Genomic DNA, 20,497 nt, shown 5'->3' with positions numbered 1-20,497 from the left:
AGAAAATTGAATTGATCTTGGAAAACATGATCATTGAAAAAATACGATTGCATTCAGACAATCGTATTTTTTAATATATTCAGAAAAATGAAATCTACTTGACAGCAGTATAATGTTGAAATATCCTGGAATTAGTCGAATTATTGCATTCAGGTGAGAACGCAGGTGATATTTATGCTGGCCATGTCTTATATATCGATGATTGTGGCGTATACCTTTGTCTTATTTGGTTTCTATATTTTAAAATTGAATCATAAGGAAACCTTAAACAGATTATCAGCCTCTCTGAATTTCTGTTTTGCATACTGGTCGTTCATTTATTCATTCCTTTATCTCGCTCCAAGTCCCGAGAATGCTTTATTCTGGCATCGGATCGCGGCGATTGGATGGGTGATGTTCTGTCCGCTGGCCACTCACTTTTTTCTGGCTCTATCGGAAAAAACAAAAAATATTCAGGGTATCCATTGGTATATCCCCTTGTATGGCCTGCCGGCAATTTTACTGTTTAAAACACTGTTGACAAATGAATCATTGGTCGCCAAAGTCTTTGTCCAGAGTACAAGCGGCCTGGGTTGGACGTATGAACCCAATATTGGTTCAGTCTGGTTTTGGCTGTATTGGTTTATGCTTTTTGCTTACTTAAGTGTTGCGCTGTTCTTTACCATAAGGTGGGGCAAAAACAGCCAAAGACGGAGGTTCATTAAACAAGCCAAAAGCATTTCGATTCTGGCGGGCGTCATGATGCTGATCGGGATCGGTACTGATTTGATCCTCCCTTTGATCACTCCATTTATTCCGCCTTTATTTCATTTTTTCTCGATCTTCTGGGGATTAGGCGGCATCTATATGATCCGAAGGTATAAACTGATGGATGTGAATATAGCGGTGACACCGGACATTATTTTGGAGACAGTGATGGATCCAATCGTTCTGCTTGATAATAAAGGAATTATCCGTAAATGCAACCAGGCGACATTTGACCTGCTGAAATATGATGCCAGTGAAATGCTCGGCCGGAGATTCTCAGATTTTTTTAAAGCTCAAAAGTATAACCTGCAAAGAACAGATTTGTTGTTTAAAAACAAGTCTTTGCGTAATATTGAGTTTGATATGGTTGATTCGTCAGGCAAAGTTATCAGTATTATGGCATCATTCTCGGTGACCGAAACCGAGCTTGACGGCATTGTCGGCGTTGTTGGCAATCTTCATAATATTACGGAATATAAAGCTATGTCTAAAACACTTGAAAAGATGGCGAATTACGATAAACTAACCAATCTTCCAAACCGCAGAATGTTTTACAACAAATTGGAGAAGGCCATTGAGAAATATCATAAGCATGATCAGCAATTTGCGCTGGTATTTATTGATTTAGATGGGTTTAAGGTCATTAACGATACCTTTGGCCACGACATCGGTGACCAAATGCTGATGAAGGTTTCGTCGCTCCTGGCCGGGGTGGTCAGACGGCAGGATGTAATAGCGCGTCTGGGCGGCGATGAATTTGTTCTATTATTTTCCAGATTGCAGAATAAGACAGAGCTTGACGGAATTATGCAGAGAATGCAGGAAAAGCTTGTCAAACCCATCATGATAAACAATAAGATTTGCCGGGTTGGAATGTCGTTTGGAATTAGTATATGTCCGGAGGATGGAATGACCCCTGACGAACTTTTGAAAACAGCTGATCTCCGCATGTATAGGGAGAAAAAATATTCAAATTAACGTTTGATGGACTTTGTTCGGGAGCGGACATTCGGTTTAACGCGATATTCTTCAGGAGACACGATTGCTTCGGGCGTTCGTGTTTTTTTATTGCCTATTTCAGCCTCCGCCTTGTTACGGATATATTTATGGCTGATATTGGGATTACTGGTTCTGCGGGATTGAATTTCAAATTGTTTTAAGGAAGCAATCAGCGGTGTCAGTTTAACGTGGCCGTAGTTTCTGGTATCAAAATCAGGATAGCGCTTATTCAGCTTGATGCCGACTTCACCTAAAAATGCCCAGCCATCTTCATCGGAACTTTCTGTGACAATGATTTTGATGGCTTCAATAAGTTCATCAATGCTGGCCATTCCTTCCTGAGGTGTCCCCTGCACCCGCGTTTTAGCCTGTTCGTTTGTCTCATAGGGGCTTGCAGGAATGACACCTAGAACCTCGAGGTATTTAAACTTTTCACAGGCAGCGATAAACGGCTGTGGTGTTTTCTTCTCGCCCATGCCGATTACATACATGCCGGCTTCTCTAAGCCTGGAAGCTAGCTTTGTAAAATCGCTGTCGCTGGAAACAATGCAAAAGCCATCAACGCTTTTGGAATATAAAATGTCCATCGCATCAATGATTAAGGCAGCGTCGGTAGCATTTTTCCCTGTTGTGTAGCTATATTGCTGTATCGGTGTGATCGAATAATTCAGCAGCACTGTTTTCCAGGAGGCGAGGTTCGGCTTTGTCCAGTCTCCATAGATCCGTTTATAGGTCGGGGTGCCGTGATTCGCAATTTCATCAAAGATGTATTTAATATATTTTTCTGAGACATTGTCTGCGTCAATCAGCACGGCAATTTTTTTGTCATTTTCCATATACATTCTCCTTATTATGATTAATTTTTTATACATTTACTTATAATGGCTTAGATTTGGCGCAATTGCCGAAAAGAGGTGTTGTGGCTCCAAACTTGCCATTTATTAATCTTTGTTCTGTTTATTCAGAGCCTCTTTAAGCAAATCGCCAAGATTGCTGCCAATATTTTGATGGTCACTGTATTGGGCAATCAGTTTTTGGTTTACCTGGCTTGCTCTCTTGGAACTGGTAAAGCCGGTATTTCGTTCTTTTTCCGGCTGACGGTGGCCGCAGGCCCGATCCTGACAGACAAGCATTTTACCGCGTTTGCCGTTGACCAGCTGCATGTATTTTTTGCAGACCGGACACCTAGTTTTCGTAATATTGTCGGCGTGATATGTCGCGCTGTCCGAGACGATACTGTGAACCAGTTCAACGGCTTGGATCCGAATTCCTTTAATGAATTCGGTCTTGCTTCCGTTCCCTCTAGCAATGTCTGTTAAAGCTTGTTCCCACTGAGCCGTAAGCTCAGGACTTCGAAGTTCAGGAGCCACAAGGCTGATCAGCTGACGGCCTTTGGATGTAGGCACTAATTCTTTCCCGCTGCGTTCAATATAACTGGTATGCAGCAGTTTTTCAATAATTTCCGCCCTGGTAGCCGGAGTACCGAGACCGCTCCCCTTCATCGTTTCCCGGAGCTCCTCATCTTCAATGAATTTCCTTGGGTTTTCCATTGCTGTGAGCAAAGTGGCTTCCGTATAGCGTGCCGGCGGTTTCGTCTTCCCTTTTTGGGGCTTCAGGGTTTTGATCGTCCGTTCCTCGCCCTGCTCCAGTTTTCCGAGCATTTGTTCAGGCAAAGCATCCTCCCTGCTTTCTTCCGATTCCGTCTGCTGGGAAGTGATAGAGCGCCAGCCCGGGTCTTTCATCACCTTTCCTCTTGCATAAAACATTTCGCCATTAATACCGGTGATCACCGTCAGTTGATCATAACGGTACGGCGGAGAAAGAACGGCCAGAAAGCGCCGTACAATCAGGTCATACAAGGATTTTTCATCATGGGTCAGATCCCCGAGCTTTAAAGGCTGCTCAGTCGGAATGATCGCATGATGATCCGTTACTTTGCTGTCGTCCACGAGTCGTTTTGTCGGCTTGTAAGGCTGTGCCAAAAGCTTTTTGGCCGTTTCGGCATATGGCCCTGCGGCCAGTCCCTTGAGCCTGGACGGCAGGGTCGGTACAATATCGGCGGAGAGATAGCGAGAGTCCGTACGCGGGTAGGTAACCAGTTTATGCCGTTCGTATAAATTCTGTAGCGTGCTGGAAGTTTTCTGGGCGGAAAAGCTAAGTCTGCGATTCGCATCACGCTGCAGTTCAGTAAGATCATAAGCCAGTGGGGCTGGTTCGCTTTTGCTCTCACGCTTGACCTGCATAATTCTTGCAGATTGCTTTTCCAGCTTGCCCAGCAGAAATTCAACCTGCCGGTAATCATGAATTCGGCTGCCGTCTTTGCCGTGCCAGTCAGCAAAAAAGTCACCGAAGTCCGCTCGGATTGACCAGTAATCGACCGGAACAAATTTCTTGATCTCGTCCTCTCGCTGAACAATTATGGCAAGCGTCGGCGTCTGCACTCTTCCGGAATTCAGCTGGGCATTATACTTACAGGTTAAAGCCCTGGTCACATTCAGGCCGATCAACCAATCCGCTTCGGCCCTGCAAACAGCGGCATCGTAAAGATCATTATAGTCAGGTCCGGGCTTTAATTTCGTGAAGCCTTCCAGGATGGCGGCATCGGTCTGGGAAGAAATCCAGAGACGTTTGAAAGGTTTCTTCCAATTACTCAGTTTCATGATCCAGCGTGCGACCAGTTCACCCTCTCGTCCGGCATCAGTGGCTATAATCAGTTCTTTGATATCGTTTCGTTTCATCAGTTTGCTTACCGTCTGATATTGCTGGGAAGTCTGGCGAATCACCTTGAGCTTTAACTGTTCCGGAAGCATTGGCAGATCTTCCATCCGCCATTCTTTATATTTTTGGTCATAATCCTCAGGTTCGGCTAAAGTGACCAGGTGTCCTAAAGCCCAAGTAACGACGTATTGTGGTCCTTCGATAAAACCCTTGTTTTTAATATTACATTTAAGAACCCGGGCAATTTCCCGGGCCACACTCGGCTTTTCAGCCAGGACCAACGATTTCATGCATATTCCTCCGATTTAGATATCCTATGTACCATTATAGCATAATTTGTAAGGAGTTTTTCATAAAGAAACGGCCTGTTGGCGGCCGTTCCTTGAAAGAATTTATGATATTAATTTAATGATCAAACTCAAATTTAAGTTTTCCATTGGCGGCATCTTCCCAAACCAGACAGGCGTTGAAAGATTTTCCGCTTTTGGATTTGAATCCTTTGATCAAGGGTGTTTTACCTTTTTTCAATAGGCTTTTCATCTGGGCCTGACTAAGTACTTTACCGCAAATCGGTGTTTTCCAGACTACAAATCCACAGCCGCTTTTCCAGTTGGAGCAGCCGTAACCTTTTTTGCCTTCAATGACACCTTCTCCACACCGCGGACAGGAACCCAGTTTTTCAGGTCCGTTTTCCCGGGCTCTCGGAGGATCATTTTCTGTCCTAGTGGCCTTTGATGTTTTAGCTAATCGGACCGGAGCCTGGGCCAGGGGCGTTTTGCCATATTTTTGTTCATAGGCCCGAAGTTCATTGATGATTCGGATCACCGCTTCCTCGACCTCGGACATGTACTTTTCCAGCGAAAGTTCACCTCGTTCAACCTGCGCCAAGTCATATTCCAGCTGACCGGTCATTTCCGCGCTGATCAGCTGGGCTGCATGCGGAAGCCTGTCTTGAATTAAAGAAATCAGCTGGATTCCTTTTTCGGTCGGATGCAGCGTTTTTTGCTCCTGTCTGATATAGCCGCGCTGAAGCAGATTTTCAATAATCGCCGGCCGGGTAGCTACTGTCCCGAGGCCCTTCCCTTTCAATTGCTGGCGCAGAACATCGTCTTCAATTTGTTTACCCGCACCCTCCATCGCTTTAAGCAGATCACCCTGGGTGAAACGTTTCGGGGGTTTGGTGCTCTTTTCGTCAATCCAGACTTCAGTCGTCTGAACAGAGTCACCCTGACTGACCGCCGGGAGTTCTGTGTTTTCGTCTTGCCGGTTTTCGCGGTTCTTGTTTTTTCTCCTGGTTTTTCCTGTTGTTCCGTTGCTTTCAGCCTCGGAATCCTGAGTGTCTTCGAAATCGTAGACTTTTTTCCAGCCGGAGTTGAGCAGAATCCTGCCTTTGGAGCGAAAATGTTCCTGGGCCGCTTCTGTAACAATTTCCGTCTGCTGATACCAGGCAGGAGGAAACCAGACAGCCAGGAAACGCCTCGCAATCAGGTCAAAAAGCTGACGTTCGGCTTCCGGTAGCTTACGCCAATGAACGGTTTCCGTTGTAGGGATGATCGCATGGTGAGCCGTAATCGTGTTGATGACCCGTTTGTTTTGAGGCACACCATAGGTCATTGCTTCATCAACATTTTCCTGATAAGGCTCCTGACGCAGGGCTTTCAGGTGAGCAGGCAGCTTCGGAATCATATCCGCGGGCAAATAAGCACAATCCGTACGCGGGTAGGTGATAGCCTTTTTATCATAAAGAGACTGGGCCAGTTCCAGGACCTTTTCGGCACTAAATCCGAATCGTCTGGAAGCTGTGACTGTCAGGCTTGTCAAATCGAAAAGCAAGGGTGGAGCTTCGGAAACCTTTCTTTGTTCGGCCCGGATGATTTTCCCTCGCTGACCCTGTGTTTTTGCAGTAATTTTTTCGGCAGTTTCCCTGTCGTTCAGGCGTTTGTTTTCCTGAGCAGGATCAAACCAGCGTCCGGTGTACTGTCCCTGCTCCGCTGAGAAGGATGCACTGATTTCAAAATAGGTTTCAGCAACAAATTGTTCAATTTCCCACTCTCTGCGGACGATCAGCGCCAGTGTCGGGGTCTGTACCCTGCCGATGGAAATCACATTCGGTTTTTTGCGAATGGTGTCGAAGCTGCCAAACAAAGAGGTGAAGCCTTCGGTCAGATTCATTCCAAAGTCCCAGTCCGCAAAGGCCCTGCCATTGCCTGCCGCTGACAGACCTTCGACGGCTTGACCCGACCTTAACTGATTCATGCCTTCTAGGATAGCCTCTCGCGTCAGGGAAGAAATCCAAAGCCGCGAGAGCGGTTTTGTACATCCCACCAAATCCCAGACTTCCTGAAAGAGAAGCTGCCCTTCCCTGTCGGCGTCCGTTCCGCAAATAACCTGTTTGATTTCAGAAGATTTCAGCCATTTTTGTAAAACTTGAAATTGTTGGCGCGTTTGGGATTTGATTGTACGCCGAAACGAATCGACAGCCGGTAGAACAGGCAGACGGTTCAGACTCCAGCGTTTCCCGACACGTTCTAGATCCATATAGCCTTCCGGCCTTTCCAGCTCCAGAAGATGACCGATACACCAAGTTATCACATACTGGTCATTTTCGAGCCAGCCTTGTCCTTTGCCTTTTACCCCCAGGGCTGTAGCATATTCCCGGGCCTGAGCCGGTTTTTCAGCAATAATCAGTATTCTTTCCATAAGATCTTCTTTCCGTATAATTTTGTTTCCATGTGAATCTTACAGATACCTAGTACCATCTAAAATGCATGTAACACTGAAATAAATTTTAGTTTAATTTTCCACAATACTCAGTATAGCATAAAACTAACTGGTACTTTGGGCTAAAAAATGAAGGAGTCCGTTTCCTGGCTCTTTGGCGGAATCGGGATGGAATTTGTTCAATATCCTAAATGCAAGACTGAAACCGACGCTGATGATTCTGGGTCTGACTAAAAAATTCTAGGAACGGCCAGACTCTAAGAAAGAAGATCAAAAATCAAATTTTAAAGGAGGATCCCCCTATGTCGGGCCGTTTTAACATTGGCGAAAATATCACCAACGTCTTTGAAAAACTGGAAAGCTTTCTGAAAACCAAGACCGTCGTCGGCGAACCTATGCAGGTCGGAGAAATCATTCTTGTTCCATTTATTGAGTTTACATTCGGCTTGGGTACGAGCGGCGGAAGCGGCATTGAACAGAAAAACAACCAGGGTTCGGGTGGCGGTGCCTGTAGCGGCGGCCGTATTTCGCCAACAGCAGTTCTGGTTATCAAAGGTGATCAGGTTGAATTGCTGCCGATTGAAAAATCAGGAGGGCTCGAAAAATTAATTGATATGGTTCCCGAGATCGTGGATAAAGTTAAAGATCCAAAATGCAGTGAAAAATAAATCATATGTCTAATTTTTAGTGGTGCTTCCCGACGAATAAAAAAGTTCCGCAGGAAGCACCACTAAAAATTTAAATCATGCGTGTTCATTCTATAATGGAATATAATCATTCCGTAGACATGCATCTTTTGTTATTAAGAAAGCAACCTTTTATCAACAATTTCAATTAACTGTTCGATTTCTGGCTTTGTGATTTGGGCACAGGCACCGAGCGCCTGCCCTTTCCTTCTCAGCTCTTCACTGATCATCGAGGAGAAGATAACAACGGGCAGCTCTTTAAGCTTGTCATGCTCTTTAATTTTTTTGGTCAGGTGATGACCATCCATTTGGGGCATTTCAATGTCTGTAATGACCAGCTGCACTTTATCTTCGATCAAACTGCCGTCAGCAGTCATTTTGTTCAGGTTATCCCATGCTTCCAGACCATTATCGTTGGAAATCACGTGATAACCTGCAGCGCTAAGTGTTCTAATTAGTAGTTCCCTAAGAATGCGGGAATCTTCTGCGATTAATATCGTTTTTGTTTTTCTGAGGTCGTCCATTTCTTCAGTTACCGCGGGTATCGTTGATAACTTTTTGTTCATGGTCGGATCAATCTCAGAAATAATCTTTTCAAAATCGATTAGAACAATGATTTTTTCTTCCAGCTTAACGATACCGACAGCAAAGTCCGAACCGGCAATATCCGACAAAGGTTCCATCTGAGTCCAGGATACGCGGTAAATCCTCGTGACTTCATCGACTTTGAAGCTGATCATTTCACCATTGATTTCACATACAATGATCTGCTGGTTATCTGTAGCCTGCTTAACACCGGTAATGCATTTCGTCAAATCGACAACCGGAATAATCTTATCCCGTAAAGTAAATAGTCCCTCAATATATGGATGTGAACCAACCAGGTGTGTCACCTTCACATTGTTGATAATTTCCCTTACTTTGGCGACGTTAATCCCATAGAATTTCCCGTCTACGGTAAATTCAATAATTTCAAACTCATTGGTCCCGGATTCCAGCAAAATTCCTTTATCATCCTGCATCGTCTACCTCTCTCCTCTTTCCTGTTCCCTGAGTGTGTATATCTAGTATTTTTCGCTAAAGAAGTTTCAAAATCCTTCAGGATTCGTGTTGTCTAATTAAATATTCATTTTATTTCAATAAATGCAGTTTTATTGTGACATTTGAGCATTTAATGGTTCACTTTTCTTACTTTCCGAAGTTTACCTTTAAGCGGTGTTGTTTGCAAGGCTTCAAGGACAAGTGTCCCTTTAAGGTTCAGGATTTCCACATAACTCAATTCATCCTGGATATTGATAATCCCGATATCAGCCGCTGTCATACCCGGAATGTTCGTCAGTGTACCGACAATATCCGCCGGCCGCATCTTAGATTTCTTTCCGGCATTGATCTGAAGCTTCATGATTTCCAAGTTGATCCGGGTGCCTTTCATGGCTTTATTATCCGGCACAACGGTTATTTTCTTATGAAAGGCGGCTTCGGCATTCCGGACAGTATCCTGAGACGGTCTTTGTTTCAGCGGGATCTCTCGTCCGATATATTTCTGTATATCCTGCAGGTACTTGTCATCGTCTTCAGTTATAAAGGAGATAGCCTTGCCGTTTTTATTCAGACGCCCTGTTCTGCCAATCCGGTGGACATAGCTTTCCTTTTCCTGCGGCAGATCAAAGTTGATGACAAGGGAAATATCTTCGATGTCAATTCCCCGGGCTGCCACATCTGTTGCAATCAGGTATCGAAAATAACCCTGTTTAAAATCATCCATGACACTCAGGCGGTGTCCTTGTTCCATACCGCCATGAATTTTGGCGCAAGGATAATCGAGCAATTTCAATTCCGCATAGACTTCATCCACCTGATATTTGGTATTGCAGAAAATCAGGCAGCTATCGGGGTTCTCCGTAACTGAAAGATCTTTAAGCAGCTTTATTTTATCCTGTCGGGCAATGAGGTATCTTTCCTGGGATATTCTTTCCACGGCGGATGTTTCCTCTTGCGTTTCGACGTAGTCTGGATCGTGCAAATAGTGAATACAGAGTGTTCTGACATCAAGAGGCATCGTGGCAGACAGCAGGGCCGTTACGCGGTTGGCAGGTAAGCTGCGAAGGATGGTTTCTGTCTGTTCCAGAAAACCCATATTCATCAGCTCATCCGCTTCGTCAATAACCAGGTATTTGATACAAGAAGTATCCAGCGTTCCTTTCTGAAGATGATCGATCAGCCGGCCAGGCGTTCCCACCACAATATGTGTTTTCTGCTTTAGCTCTTTCTCCTGATAATAGAAAGGAGATTTGCCGTATACTGCAGCAATTTTCAGTCTTTTAAAACGGCCGATATGAAACATATCTTCTTTGACCTGGATGGCCAGTTCTCTCGTTGGCGTGATGATCAGGGCCTGAGGCTTGTTTTCTTCCCAATCCACCAGCTGGCAAAGCGGAATAGCAAAAGCAGCCGTCTTGCCGCTGCCGGTCTGAGATTTAACAATCACATCTTTTTGGGCCAGAAACAATGGGATGACCTGTTTCTGGACGTTCGTAGGCTTGTCATAGTTCAGCAGCTGAAGGGCTTTTAATATTTCCGGACTTAACGGATAGTGGTCAAAAGAAACCTGGTGCATACGGTCATCTCTTTCTTTATCAGGAGTATGTATAAATGGAATATTATAAATTTTTTAGATTTACTCGGGCTCGTCAACGCAATGGATGGCCGCTTTCGGTCGTTGTGTCATTCTGACACAAAATCCCGTGCTTCGCAATCCATGCTCCGCTTGACGCTGTCCATCCATTTCGTTGACTTAGTCTGGAGTTAGTAAGTTGTTTTTTTAGTTAGCATTACTTTGGAATCCAAGTATTAGTTGATATTCTTAAAATAGCCACATAAATAATGATTTGCATTCCGACATGCAGACTTGCTCAAATAACCATATAATCAGTCTGTGGGGCACAGTTCCGCTGTGAGCGGAGAACGATGCGAAGCGCGGCTTTTTGACGGCCACGGATGGCCTAATGTCGCGATGCCATGGAGGGCAAGGAGCGACTCGCCAAGGATGGCGCAACAGCCGGAAAGCGGTATTGTGCCCCATAGACTAACCCTAACAAAATGGTATTAAAAATAGTAATGCGATTGACGAATCGATCTACTATTATTATTCTATTTAGTATTATTTCTGCAGATCAGGAATCAATTCCTTTATCCTTTCTTCCAAGTGCCTTATTAACGTTAAATGCATAGTAGCAACCTAAACAAATACGACCCCCTTGCAGAAAGGAGGCCGTAGTCCACGCCATGGATTTAAATTACATATTTGCAGCAAGCGCATGAAAGGACAAATCATTTGATCTTTCAGCGATATGGTTCAAAACCTTGATAATGGTTGCAGGAGAAGATGTCTGTTTGACAACTTTATACTCTCTGGAGGTTTCACCATATATATTTTCGAGGACGACGAGTACATCTTTTTTGACGGCCACAAATTGATCCGCTTCAAAAGCATTCGCCAATTTTTTGAGTTCATGACAAAAACGCATAAAAAAAACACCTCCTTCTCACATGCTCCAATACTTCAGGGAGTGTTACTTCAATATTTCAGAATTCAATTAAACAATGATGTAAATGAAATCTTGATATCCGTAAAAATACTCCGAAATGTATTATATAGAAGGAATAATAATGTGTCAACCATCTTTTACGGCAGTATACACTTGATTAAGACATTTTCTGTATACATTAAGCAATTTACTTATCCGTAATTTTTAAATATAATGGTAGTGCTGGACAATTGTGGAAATGTATTTCGTTGTTATGGAGGATAAATCAATGGATGTTTTTATTGCCAGACAGCCTATTTTTGACCGCAATTTGCATATCTACGGCTATGAACTGCTGTACAGACAAGGCCAGGACAACAGCTTCAGCGGCATCGATGATGACCGGGCCACAGCAGAATTGATCTACAACTCCTTTCTGGTTTTTGGCATACAGGACTTAACGGATGATGCTAAAGCTTTTATCAATTTCTCTAAGGATCTTGTTGACAGTGATATCCCCTCGCTGCTTCCGAATCACAATGTCGTGCTGGAAATACTTGAACGGAAAAAGGTAGCGCAGTCAACCGTTGAAGCCTGTAAACGGGTCAGAGAGATGGGTTATCTGGTGGCACTTGACGATTTTGTGTTCGATCAAAGCTACTTGCCGTTAATCGAAACAGCAGACATCATTAAAATAGAGTACCCGGCTGTAAATGAAGAACTTCAGCGTAAGCTTATCAAGAAATTTCACACAAAGGTTAAGTTTGTCGCTGAAAAAATAGAAACGCGGGAAGAATTTCAGCGCGCTTATGAAATGGGATATGATTATTTTCAGGGTTATTTTTTCAGCAAACCTTCGATCATTAATTCCAAAGAGATTGTATCCTTGAACAGCAATATATTGAAAATCATTCAGGAACTCAAAATGCCTGAACCGAGCTATGCGGTAATTGGCAATATCGTTCAAAGTGATCTCGGCCTGACCTATAAAATTTTTAAACTTGCCAACTCCATATATCTTGGGACAAAAAATAAAATCAATTCTATCCCGCAGGCGCTTGCCCACCTTGGCTTAAAAGAACTGTACCGTTGGAGCTCAATCATCATGCTGAAAGATCTGCAAAATATCGAGAATGCAGAACTGATCAAATTGTCACTTATCCGAGGAAAACTAATGGAACTTTTAGCTTCAGAACTGGGAGATAAAATGAGCAGTTCTGAATTCTTTTTTACCGGGATGTTTTCTTCCATTGACATTCTGCTGAACAAAAGCATGGAGCAGGTGCTCCATGGCCTTTCCCTACCGGATCATGTAAAACTGGCCTTGCTCGGCCAGGATAATAAACAACGGCGCTTATTGAATTTCATCATTGACTTTGAAAATGCGCAATGGAGCGAAGTCGAAAATCAGAATCTGATCAATAAACTCGGCATTAAACGCTTTATGCTTTTATATGTGGAAGCTATTAAATGGACTAGATCCCTGGATTATTAACACTGAAATGTTCATCGGGTGAAGTCGTATCATTGGAGCGTATCATTCGAGCAAAGACAGGAATGAAAAGTTCAGACAATCAATCAGTCCACGGTTCGTCAGGCGCAGTTCCGGGATAACAGGCAGACTTAAGAGCGCCATGGTCATAAATGGCGAGACCAAATTACATCCAAGCTCTTTCCAGGCTTCATCAAGCTGAGCCACCATTCCGGCCACTTCCTCGACCGGTCTATCCGACATTAAGCCGGCAATCGGTAGAGGTAGTACGGCCAGCACTTTCCCGTCTCTCACTGCGGCCATCCCGCCGCCAAGGTCAGCCACCGTATTGCCGGCAAGCGCCATATCCTCGTCGTTTACACCGATAATAATCAGATTATGGCTGTCATGAGCTACTGTTGATGCGACTGCCCCGCTCTTCATCTGGAAACCTTTTACATATCCTAGGCCATAATTCCCTGGGCCGCCGTGCCTTTCCAGGACCATAACTTTGGCAATATCGGCTGTAATGTCAGGACATACCTGTCCTTGCGCTGTTCCCATCTCGATCACGCGATGAAGGGTTCCGGTCTGGGCTTCTTTGATCTCGATGACATGTGCCCTGACCGTCGTTCTTCCTTCCGGAGCTTTGATGATGAAGTCTCCGGATTTCAGTTTATTGGACAGATGAACGGAACTGCGGAACTTCTCTGGATAGCTGACGGATGAAATTTCAGCCAGCATCCGTCCTTGTTCTGCTATGATTTCCCCGTCTATCATCACCTTTTCCACGGTGACTTCCGCGAGGTCACGCAGAAAAACAATATCTGCACATCTGCCGGGCGAGATACTCCCGAGATGCCGGTCAAGCCCGAAACACTGAGCAGGATTAATGGTTGCCATTTGAATCGCCGTAACCGGATTGACACCCTGGCGAATCGCCTGGCGGATCACATGGTTGAGGTGTCCTTTGGCCAAAAGGGTATGCGGATGCACATCGTCCGTCACCAGCACGGCATACCGGGAATCTACTTTGTTTTCAGTAATGGCCCGGACGGTTTCCTTAACGTCCTGCCAGGCTGAGCCTTCCCGCAGTTTGGCATACATACCGAGACGCATCCGGGCCAGGGCATCCTCCCTGGTCGTACTTTCATGGCAGGACAGGATCCCGGCTGCTGCATAAGCCTGCAATCCTTGTTCGAGATCAGCAGAAGCGTAATGCCCGGTAACCGGCTTGCCGGCGTTCAGCGTTACCTTTAATTCGGCATGAACCTGCGCATCACCAGAGATGACTCTCGGATAATTCATCATTTCCCCGAGCCCGATGATCCTGCTGTCCTGCAAGGCTTCTTCGATTTCAGCCGGGCCGATGATCGCTCCGGCATCTTCAAAACCCGGAGCAGCAGGTACACAGGACGGCATTGTTGCAAATACTTTAAGCGGCATGGCCTGTCCTTCTTCGACCATCATCTTAACGCCTTCCAGACCGAAGACATTGGCAATCTCATGCGGGTCCATAACAATGCACGTCGTTCCCTGCGGCAGGACAGCTCTGGTGAATTCCCTCAGCGTGACCATGCTGCTCTCGACATGCAGATGTCCGTCCAGAAAACCGGGTGCCAGCGTATAGCCTGAGGCATCGATGATCTTCGTCTGTTCCCCGATAGCAGGCGCGGCATTACCGACCAGGACAATCCGGCCGTGTTTGATCGCAATGTCCTTGTTTTCTTCGATTTCACAAGTATTTACATTGATGATCCGGCCGCCCCGGATCACCGTGTCCGCTTTCAGGATACCCATGGCGGTTTGAGCCAGTTCGGCTGTTTTCTCTTGAAAATCTTTTACGAGAAAATTGAGCGCACAATCATTTAACATGTGGATCCCCTCGTTTTACTTCATGGATGATTCCTCTTAGCTATGATTACTTTTATCAATGATTATTTTTATCAATGGTTTTATTTCATCTCATTAATTATAGACCATTTTCTGTCTGGGCGGCAATTAGGGTGGCTGCCCCGTATTTTTCCCTTAAACGCGGTTTCTCAATCTTACCGGTTGGATTGCGCGGGACCTTGTCGAAGATAATCCGGCGCGGACGTTTATAGCGGGGCATTGGTGCACAGAAAACGCCGATATCTTCTTCTGTGCAGATACTTCCCGGTTTGAGTTCGATGATTGCTGCGGTAATCTCACCCAGGCGCGGATCAGGCAGACCAATCACTGCGACATCCTTAATCGACGTATGTGCACGCAGGAAGTCTTCGATCTGAACCGGATAAATATTTTCGCCGCCGCTGATGATCACATCTTTTTTCCTATCGACCAAATAAATAAAGCCGTCCTCATCCATCCTGGCCACATCACCGGTCAGCAGCCAGCCATCTTTCAGGGCCACAGCCGTGGCTTCAGGGTCGTTGTAGTAGCATTTCATGACACCCGGACCTTTGACCCTCAGTTCCCCTACCTGACCCTGTGGGACCGGACAGCCGTTTTCGTCCGTAATTTGAACTTCCCACTGATAACCGGGTATCCCAATCGCGCCCACTTTATGGATGTTCTCTATGCCAAGATGCACACAGCCCGGTCCGATGGACTCACTCAGACCGTAATTTGTATCGTACAGATGATTTGGAAAATAGTTTTTCCAGCGGCGGATCAGGCTGGGAGGTACCGGCTGGGCCCCTATATGCATCAGGCGCCATTGGGAAAGCTCATAATCCTCCAGCTTGACTTTGCCGCTCTCTATTGCATCCAGAATATCCTGGGCCCATGGAACGAGAAGCCAGGCGATGGTGATTTTTTCCTCGCTGATCGTCTTTAGAATCCACTCCGGTTTGACGCCGCGCAGCAGGACAGCTTTGCTGCCCGAGAGCAGGCTGCCAAACCAGTGCATTTTGGCGCCGGTATGATATAGCGGCGGTATGCACAGGAAATTGTCGTCACGGGTCTGTCTATGATGGTTTTGTTCCGTATAACAGGCCGACATTAAGCTCCGGTGTGTATGTAGGATGGCTTTCGGAAAACCGGTCGTCCCAGAAGAAAAGTAGACGGCCGCATCATCATCTTCAGACAATACAACTTGCGGAACCTCCGAGGAACTGTTTGCTGCTAGCCGGTCGTAATTCTCCGCAAAAGACGGACGGTTTTCACCCGCAAATAAAAGCGCTCTGACTTTAGGGATTTGATCATAAATGGTTTCAACTCGGCCAATAAATTCCGGTCCGAAGATCAACGCAATTGTATCGGACAATTCCAGGCAGTATTTGATTTCTTCAGCTGTGTAGCGAAAATTTAAAGGGACTGCAACAGCGCCGGATTTTAAGATACCGAAGTAAATTGGCAACCATTCAAGGCAATTCATTAATAAAATGGCGACTTTATCGCCTTTCTTAATGCCTCTTTTCAGAAGCAGATTCGCCATACGGTTCGCTTTCTCGTCAAAAACCCGCCAGGTCATTTCCAGCCGGTATTCCCCTGCCGGATTGTTTTCGATCAGTTCATACTCTCTCCAGGTGACATTATGGCTTTCCTGAAGATCCAGATTAATCTCGGTCAGACATTTCTCCTGTCCGTACAACGTTGCGTTGCGTACCAACAATTCAGTAATGGGCATTGTTTAATCTCCTCCCGTTCTACCGTGACAACATTTATTTATCAACAGTTGACTTATTAAGATGCTAAATTATAAAAATGTAAAATCAGTAGCGGTTATCAAAAATACGGGTTGATTTCTTTTCACTTCGGGGAAGTTCTCCGATAGCTACGGCCTTCGGGACGACGGAGATCCCAATTTTTGCTTTACAATGTTGTTTGACGTCTTGTTCGAGCTGCTTTTTATCTGCATTGTTTTCGGTCTCAAAGAACAGCGTCATAATATCTTTGCCGCTTAAATGGTCAATCATGACCTGGTATTCACTACTGGCGCCTTCTACTTCGCGCAGAAGCTCATCAATCTGACCCGGGAAAATATTGACGCCCTTAACTTTGACCATATCATCGGTACGGCCAATAATGGTATCGATTCTGGGATAAGCCAGGCCGCAGGCACATTCTCCTGGCAGGAAACGGGTTAAGTCATGGGTGCGGTAGCGAATCAGCGGCGCGCCTTCCTTCTTTAAGGTCGTAATCACGAGTTCCCCGATTTCGCCTTCCGGTACCTGCTGGCCGGTATGCGGATCGATAATCTCAAAGTATAGATACTCATCCCAATAATGCATGCCGCATTCGTAATCGCAGCTCATCGCGATACCCGGTCCGTAAATCTCAGTCAAGCCATAGATATCGTATAATTGAACACCTAGTTCACCGGCGATGCGTCGGCGCATTTTTTCACCCCAGCGTTCTGACCCAATAACGCCTTTACGCAGGTGGATTTTGTCCTTGACGCCCCTTTTGGCAATTTCTTCAGCCAGGAGAAGGGCATAAGATGAAGTCGCGCACAAAACGGTACTCTTTAAATCCATCATCATTTGAATTTGTTTGTCGGTATTACCGGGGCCCATCGGAATAACCATGGCCCCTAAAAGCTCAGCTCCGTTCTGAAAGCCGATGCCTGCTGTCCACAAGCCGTAACCTGGTGTAATATGAACCCGATCCAAGTTGGTCAGACCCGCTGTTTCATAGCAGCGTTTAAACATGATGGCCCAGTCCTCGACATCTCGCCTTGTATACGGAATAATGACCGGGGTGCCGGTGGTTCCGGAAGAGGAATGAATCCGGACAATCTCACTGTCGGGAACAGCCTGCAGGCCAAGCGGATAAGCTTCTCTCAGATCATCTTTATTGGTAAATGGTAATTTTTCAAAATCTTCCTGGCTTTGCATGCTCTGAAGTTCGTTGCCTGCAAATTTCTTGCTGTAAAAGCCGTCGAGACTACAGAGCTTGGTCAGAGTATTTTTAATTGCTGCAAACTGGGTTTCATTCATCCGTTTCATACACAAATATTCCCCTCTTCTATATTTTGGGCACCAGCCCGAAGGGCCTGAATGTTCATGTCCAGCAGTTTAGCCGGCAATACGCTTTCCAGAGCAGTTTCGATTTCCGTAAGTGTAAAACCAAGTACACCGCTGCCTGTTGCTGCACCGAGTAAGGCAGTGTTTAAGACTTTTGATGAGCCGCAGACAGAACAGACTGCATCGCTATCCACAATATAGAGCCGGCTGACACTGTTTTGCAGATAGTCCAGCATCGTCTTCCCCTCATAGCCTTCAGCCGAGAGTGAAGCTGTGACCGGTTTAATTGCTTTTTGACTGACAATGACGGTCCCTTGAGGCTTTAAAAAAGGAAGCGCCCGTACAGCTTCCGCGGGTTCAAAGCCTATCACCAGATCAGCTGTCTTCAGTGCTACCAGCGGAGCGTGAATATTTTCACCGATCCTTACATGGCTGACAACGCAGCCACCCCGCTGGGCCATGCCGATCGTCTCCGCTGTACGAACTTTTAAGCCTTTTTGCATCGCGGATTGGGCAATAACTTTGGAAGCCAGGACAATTCCCTGACCGCCTACCCCAGCTAAGATAATATTCATACCGGCTCACCTCCTATCGCAGCAAAAGAACAGATCTGTGTACAGAGGGAGCAACCGTAACATAAAGCCGAATCAATTTCAGCCTTATCCACTTTCCAAGTAATGGCCGGACAGCCCAATTCTTTGATACAGCGCTTGCAGCCACTGCATTTTCCGGGATCGACCGTAAATCGGGGCCCTGGTTTGGCTATTGCAATACACGGATATTCAAAGATCACCGCTGAAACGCCGCGCACCGCTGCAGCATCTTGGACGGTAGCGATCGCTTGTTTTAAGTTGAGCGGATTGCATGTCGTAATCTGTTTAACACCCAAGGCCCGAAGGACAACCGGAATACTAATTTTTTCAGCGATACTTCCCATCATGGTTTTCCCTGTGCCCGGGTGTGGCTGATGGCCGGTCATCGCCGTTGTCGAATTGTCGAGGATAATCAATACGATATCAGTTTCATTGTAAACAGCATTAATCACACCGGCAATGCCTGTATGAAAAAAGGTTGAATCACCGATAAATGCAAAGTTAACCGTATCCGGTTCAGCGCGGTGCAGTCCCTGGGCAATCGTAATGCCTGCACCCATGCAGAGGCAGGTGTCGACCATCTCCAGCGGACTTGCATTACCAAGCGTATAGCAGCCGATATCACCGGAAAAGACCGCTTTCTTACCTTTCATGGCTTTTTTCACCGCGTAAAAAGAAGCGCGGTGCGGACACCCGGCACAGAGTACCGGAGGCCGGACCGGCAGGTCCGGCTGCTGCTCAGGCTGTATAACTTCTACAATCTGTTGATCCTCTTCAGCTATGTTTTCTTCTTTATTGTTTATATCCTCATGTTTAGCATTCAATGTGGAGAGATTTAGACGGCAATCTTCATCCTGATTGGGCTTCTTTAAGAATTTCGTGATTGCCTTGAGTGCGATTTCAACGCTGTTTTCCCCGGCCTGAGGGCTATGGCCACTCAGTTTGCCGAAGACGTTGACAGGCAAATGGTATTGGCCGCACAGGAAAATCAATTCTTTTTCAATCACTGGGTCCAGTTCTTCGATCACCAGAACTTCATCGAGGCCACTTAAGAACTCTAGGGCCAGTTTTACCGGAAAAGGATGCGGCGTTGAAACTTTGAACAGTTTATAGTCAATATCCGAACTATTCTTCTGTATATCGTTTTCGCGTTGACGGCACTCCTTCAGGGCCTGGATTGCTTCACACGTATAAGCATAACTGATGCCTCCTGTGGCAATACCTCTTTTACCGCTGCCGGTTAATGTATTGCAGGGATAGGACGAAAAGTCCGCTTCCAGTATTGGACGCCTGGCTTCAATTTGCAGATGCTTTTCATAAGAAAGACGAGGAAAAATCGTCCACTTCGGATTTTTGACAAAAGCACCGACCGAAAAAGCCGCCTGAGCGGGTTCAAATATCATAGAGGCGCTACCATGACAAACACGCGTGGTTGGACGAAATAAGACCGGGGTCTTATATTTTTCCGAATAAGCAAACGCATCGCCAATCATCTGATAAGCTTCTTCCGGTGAAGATGGGTCAAAGACAGGCAGTTTGGCAAAAGAAGCGAAATGGCGGGTATCCTGCTCTGTCTGGGAAGAAATAGGTCCGGGATCATCAGCAACAACGATGACCATTCCCCCCTCTACCCCGATATAAGCGAGGCTCATTAATGGATCGGAAGCAACATTAAGACCAACCTGTTTCATGGTCACCATCGTTCGGAGACCAGTATAGGCTGCACCAGCCGCAACTTCCAGCGCAGATTTTTCATTAACCGACCATTCAACATAAATATTCCCGGGATTTTTCCGGGCGACAGTTTCCAATATTTCTGTGGAAGGCGTGCCAGGGTAGCCGGTTACAACCGCAACGCCGGCCCGGATAGCTCCCATAGCAATTGCCTCATTCCCCATTAAAAGTACTTGTTCCATGAATCGTCCTCCTAAAGCAGATCAAGACCAATAGACTAATATTGACCAACAAACCAATAAGCTTGCCCTTTGAAGAAAGACAAGCTTTGAAATTGCAAAATAACATATTTAAGTATAATTCTTTTTTGGCATGATCGTCAACGACATTACTGTTTTTAAGGCAATTT

14 protein-coding genes are annotated in these 20,497 nt (G+C 45.7%); 3 read left to right on the top strand and 11 right to left on the bottom strand.

Annotated features, from left to right (window positions below; translation table 11 throughout):
• The first annotated feature begins 174 nt into the window (after nt 1-174).
• The gene (locus A7K50_RS06610) at nt 175-1,725 is read left to right on the top strand and encodes a diguanylate cyclase (protein WP_119775105.1); all 1,551 of its coding nucleotides are present in this window, start codon (nt 175-177) and stop codon (nt 1,723-1,725) included.
• Here A7K50_RS06610 and A7K50_RS06605 read toward each other — a convergent pair.
• The 3 genes from A7K50_RS06605 to A7K50_RS06595 form a co-directional block, all read right to left on the bottom strand.
• Nucleotides 1,722-2,582, bottom strand: a complete 861-nt coding sequence (locus A7K50_RS06605) for an NYN domain-containing protein (RefSeq protein WP_119775104.1) — start codon at nt 2,580-2,582, stop codon at nt 1,722-1,724. The genes A7K50_RS06610 and A7K50_RS06605 overlap by 4 nt on opposite strands.
• Nucleotides 2,583-2,687: 105 nt before the next feature.
• Complete coding sequence (locus tag A7K50_RS06600; RefSeq protein WP_119775103.1) at nt 2,688-4,754, bottom strand: DNA topoisomerase III; 2,067 nt, start codon at nt 4,752-4,754, stop codon at nt 2,688-2,690.
• A 115-nt stretch (nt 4,755-4,869) separates the two neighbouring features.
• Nucleotides 4,870-7,164: a type IA DNA topoisomerase gene (locus A7K50_RS06595; protein WP_119775102.1), complete on the bottom strand. Its 2,295-nt coding sequence runs from the start codon at nt 7,162-7,164 to the stop codon at nt 4,870-4,872.
• Between the two features lie 323 nt (nt 7,165-7,487).
• Here A7K50_RS06595 and A7K50_RS06590 point away from each other — a divergent pair, with 323 nt between their 5' ends.
• Nucleotides 7,488-7,853 carry a spore germination protein GerW family protein gene (locus A7K50_RS06590; protein ID WP_119775101.1) on the top strand — a complete coding sequence of 122 codons (366 nt, stop codon included), beginning with the start codon at nt 7,488-7,490 and terminating at the stop codon, nt 7,851-7,853.
• A 134-nt stretch (nt 7,854-7,987) separates the two neighbouring features.
• Here A7K50_RS06590 and A7K50_RS06585 read toward each other — a convergent pair whose 3' ends face one another.
• The 3 genes from A7K50_RS06585 to A7K50_RS06575 all read right to left on the bottom strand — a co-directional run bounded on the left by A7K50_RS06585 (nt 7,988) and on the right by A7K50_RS06575 (nt 11,398).
• Nucleotides 7,988-8,893, bottom strand: coding sequence for a chemotaxis protein (locus A7K50_RS06585; protein ID WP_119775100.1), 906 nt, complete (start codon nt 8,891-8,893; stop codon nt 7,988-7,990).
• A gap of 149 nt (nt 8,894-9,042) precedes the next feature.
• Entirely contained in the window at nt 9,043-10,488 is a 1,446-nt protein-coding gene (locus A7K50_RS06580; RefSeq protein ID WP_119775099.1) for a DEAD/DEAH box helicase, read from the bottom strand.
• Between the two features lie 679 nt (nt 10,489-11,167).
• Nucleotides 11,168-11,398 (bottom strand): hypothetical protein, encoded by a 231-nt coding sequence (locus A7K50_RS06575; protein ID WP_119775098.1) that lies wholly within the window; start codon nt 11,396-11,398, stop codon nt 11,168-11,170.
• Nucleotides 11,399-11,687: 289 nt separating this feature from the next.
• Between A7K50_RS06575 and A7K50_RS06570 the strand changes: the two genes are divergently transcribed.
• Entirely contained in the window at nt 11,688-12,893 is a 1,206-nt protein-coding gene (locus A7K50_RS06570) for an HDOD domain-containing protein (RefSeq protein ID WP_119775097.1), read from the top strand.
• A gap of 42 nt (nt 12,894-12,935) precedes the next feature.
• Here the strand turns inward: A7K50_RS06570 and ade are convergent, their stop codons facing one another.
• The 5 genes from ade to iorA form a co-directional block, all read right to left on the bottom strand.
• The gene (ade, locus tag A7K50_RS06565) at nt 12,936-14,744 is read right to left on the bottom strand and encodes an adenine deaminase (protein ID WP_119775096.1); all 1,809 of its coding nucleotides are present in this window, start codon (nt 14,742-14,744) and stop codon (nt 12,936-12,938) included.
• A 97-nt stretch (nt 14,745-14,841) separates the two neighbouring features.
• Nucleotides 14,842-16,482, bottom strand: coding sequence for a class I adenylate-forming enzyme family protein (locus A7K50_RS06560; RefSeq protein WP_119775095.1), 1,641 nt, complete (start codon nt 16,480-16,482; stop codon nt 14,842-14,844).
• Between the two features lie 85 nt (nt 16,483-16,567).
• Nucleotides 16,568-17,803, bottom strand: a complete 1,236-nt coding sequence (locus A7K50_RS06555; protein WP_199698243.1) for a phenylacetate--CoA ligase — start codon at nt 17,801-17,803, stop codon at nt 16,568-16,570.
• On the bottom strand, nt 17,800-18,396 hold the full coding sequence (locus A7K50_RS06550; protein WP_119775094.1) for an indolepyruvate oxidoreductase subunit beta: 597 nt from the start codon (nt 18,394-18,396) through the stop codon (nt 17,800-17,802). Before A7K50_RS06550 ends, A7K50_RS06555 begins: the two co-directional genes overlap by 4 nt.
• Nucleotides 18,393-20,330, bottom strand: a complete 1,938-nt coding sequence (gene iorA / locus A7K50_RS06545; protein WP_119775093.1) for an indolepyruvate ferredoxin oxidoreductase subunit alpha — start codon at nt 20,328-20,330, stop codon at nt 18,393-18,395. The genes A7K50_RS06550 and iorA overlap by 4 nt, the downstream gene beginning before the upstream one ends.
• Nucleotides 20,331-20,497 lie beyond the last annotated feature (167 nt).

The organism is Dehalobacter sp. MCB1, from assembly GCF_003590275.1.
Taxonomy (GTDB): domain Bacteria; phylum Bacillota; class Desulfitobacteriia; order Desulfitobacteriales; family Syntrophobotulaceae; genus Dehalobacter.
This window is presented reverse-complemented; position numbering and strand designations above follow the sequence as displayed.

What these genes read in the sequence shown, in the direction of transcription:
- A7K50_RS06610 (WP_119775105.1), top strand. Translation starts at nt 175, where the DNA reads ATGCTGGCCATGTCTTATATATCGATGATTGTGGCGTATACCTTTGTC.
- A7K50_RS06605 (WP_119775104.1), bottom strand. Translation starts at nt 2,582, where the DNA reads ATGGAAAATGACAAAAAAATTGCCGTGCTGATTGACGCAGACAATGTC.
- A7K50_RS06600 (WP_119775103.1), bottom strand. Translation starts at nt 4,754, where the DNA reads ATGAAATCGTTGGTCCTGGCTGAAAAGCCGAGTGTGGCCCGGGAAATT.
- A7K50_RS06595 (WP_119775102.1), bottom strand. Translation starts at nt 7,164, where the DNA reads ATGGAAAGAATACTGATTATTGCTGAAAAACCGGCTCAGGCCCGGGAA.
- A7K50_RS06590 (WP_119775101.1), top strand. Translation starts at nt 7,488, where the DNA reads ATGTCGGGCCGTTTTAACATTGGCGAAAATATCACCAACGTCTTTGAA.
- A7K50_RS06585 (WP_119775100.1), bottom strand. Translation starts at nt 8,893, where the DNA reads ATGCAGGATGATAAAGGAATTTTGCTGGAATCCGGGACCAATGAGTTT.
- A7K50_RS06580 (WP_119775099.1), bottom strand. Translation starts at nt 10,488, where the DNA reads ATGCACCAGGTTTCTTTTGACCACTATCCGTTAAGTCCGGAAATATTA.
- A7K50_RS06575 (WP_119775098.1), bottom strand. Translation starts at nt 11,398, where the DNA reads ATGCGTTTTTGTCATGAACTCAAAAAATTGGCGAATGCTTTTGAAGCG.
- A7K50_RS06570 (WP_119775097.1), top strand. Translation starts at nt 11,688, where the DNA reads ATGGATGTTTTTATTGCCAGACAGCCTATTTTTGACCGCAATTTGCAT.
- ade (WP_119775096.1), bottom strand. Translation starts at nt 14,744, where the DNA reads ATGTTAAATGATTGTGCGCTCAATTTTCTCGTAAAAGATTTTCAAGAG.
- A7K50_RS06560 (WP_119775095.1), bottom strand. Translation starts at nt 16,482, where the DNA reads ATGCCCATTACTGAATTGTTGGTACGCAACGCAACGTTGTACGGACAG.
- A7K50_RS06555 (WP_199698243.1), bottom strand. Translation starts at nt 17,803, where the DNA reads ATGAAACGGATGAATGAAACCCAGTTTGCAGCAATTAAAAATACTCTG.
- A7K50_RS06550 (WP_119775094.1), bottom strand. Translation starts at nt 18,396, where the DNA reads ATGAATATTATCTTAGCTGGGGTAGGCGGTCAGGGAATTGTCCTGGCT.
- iorA (WP_119775093.1), bottom strand. Translation starts at nt 20,330, where the DNA reads ATGGAACAAGTACTTTTAATGGGGAATGAGGCAATTGCTATGGGAGCT.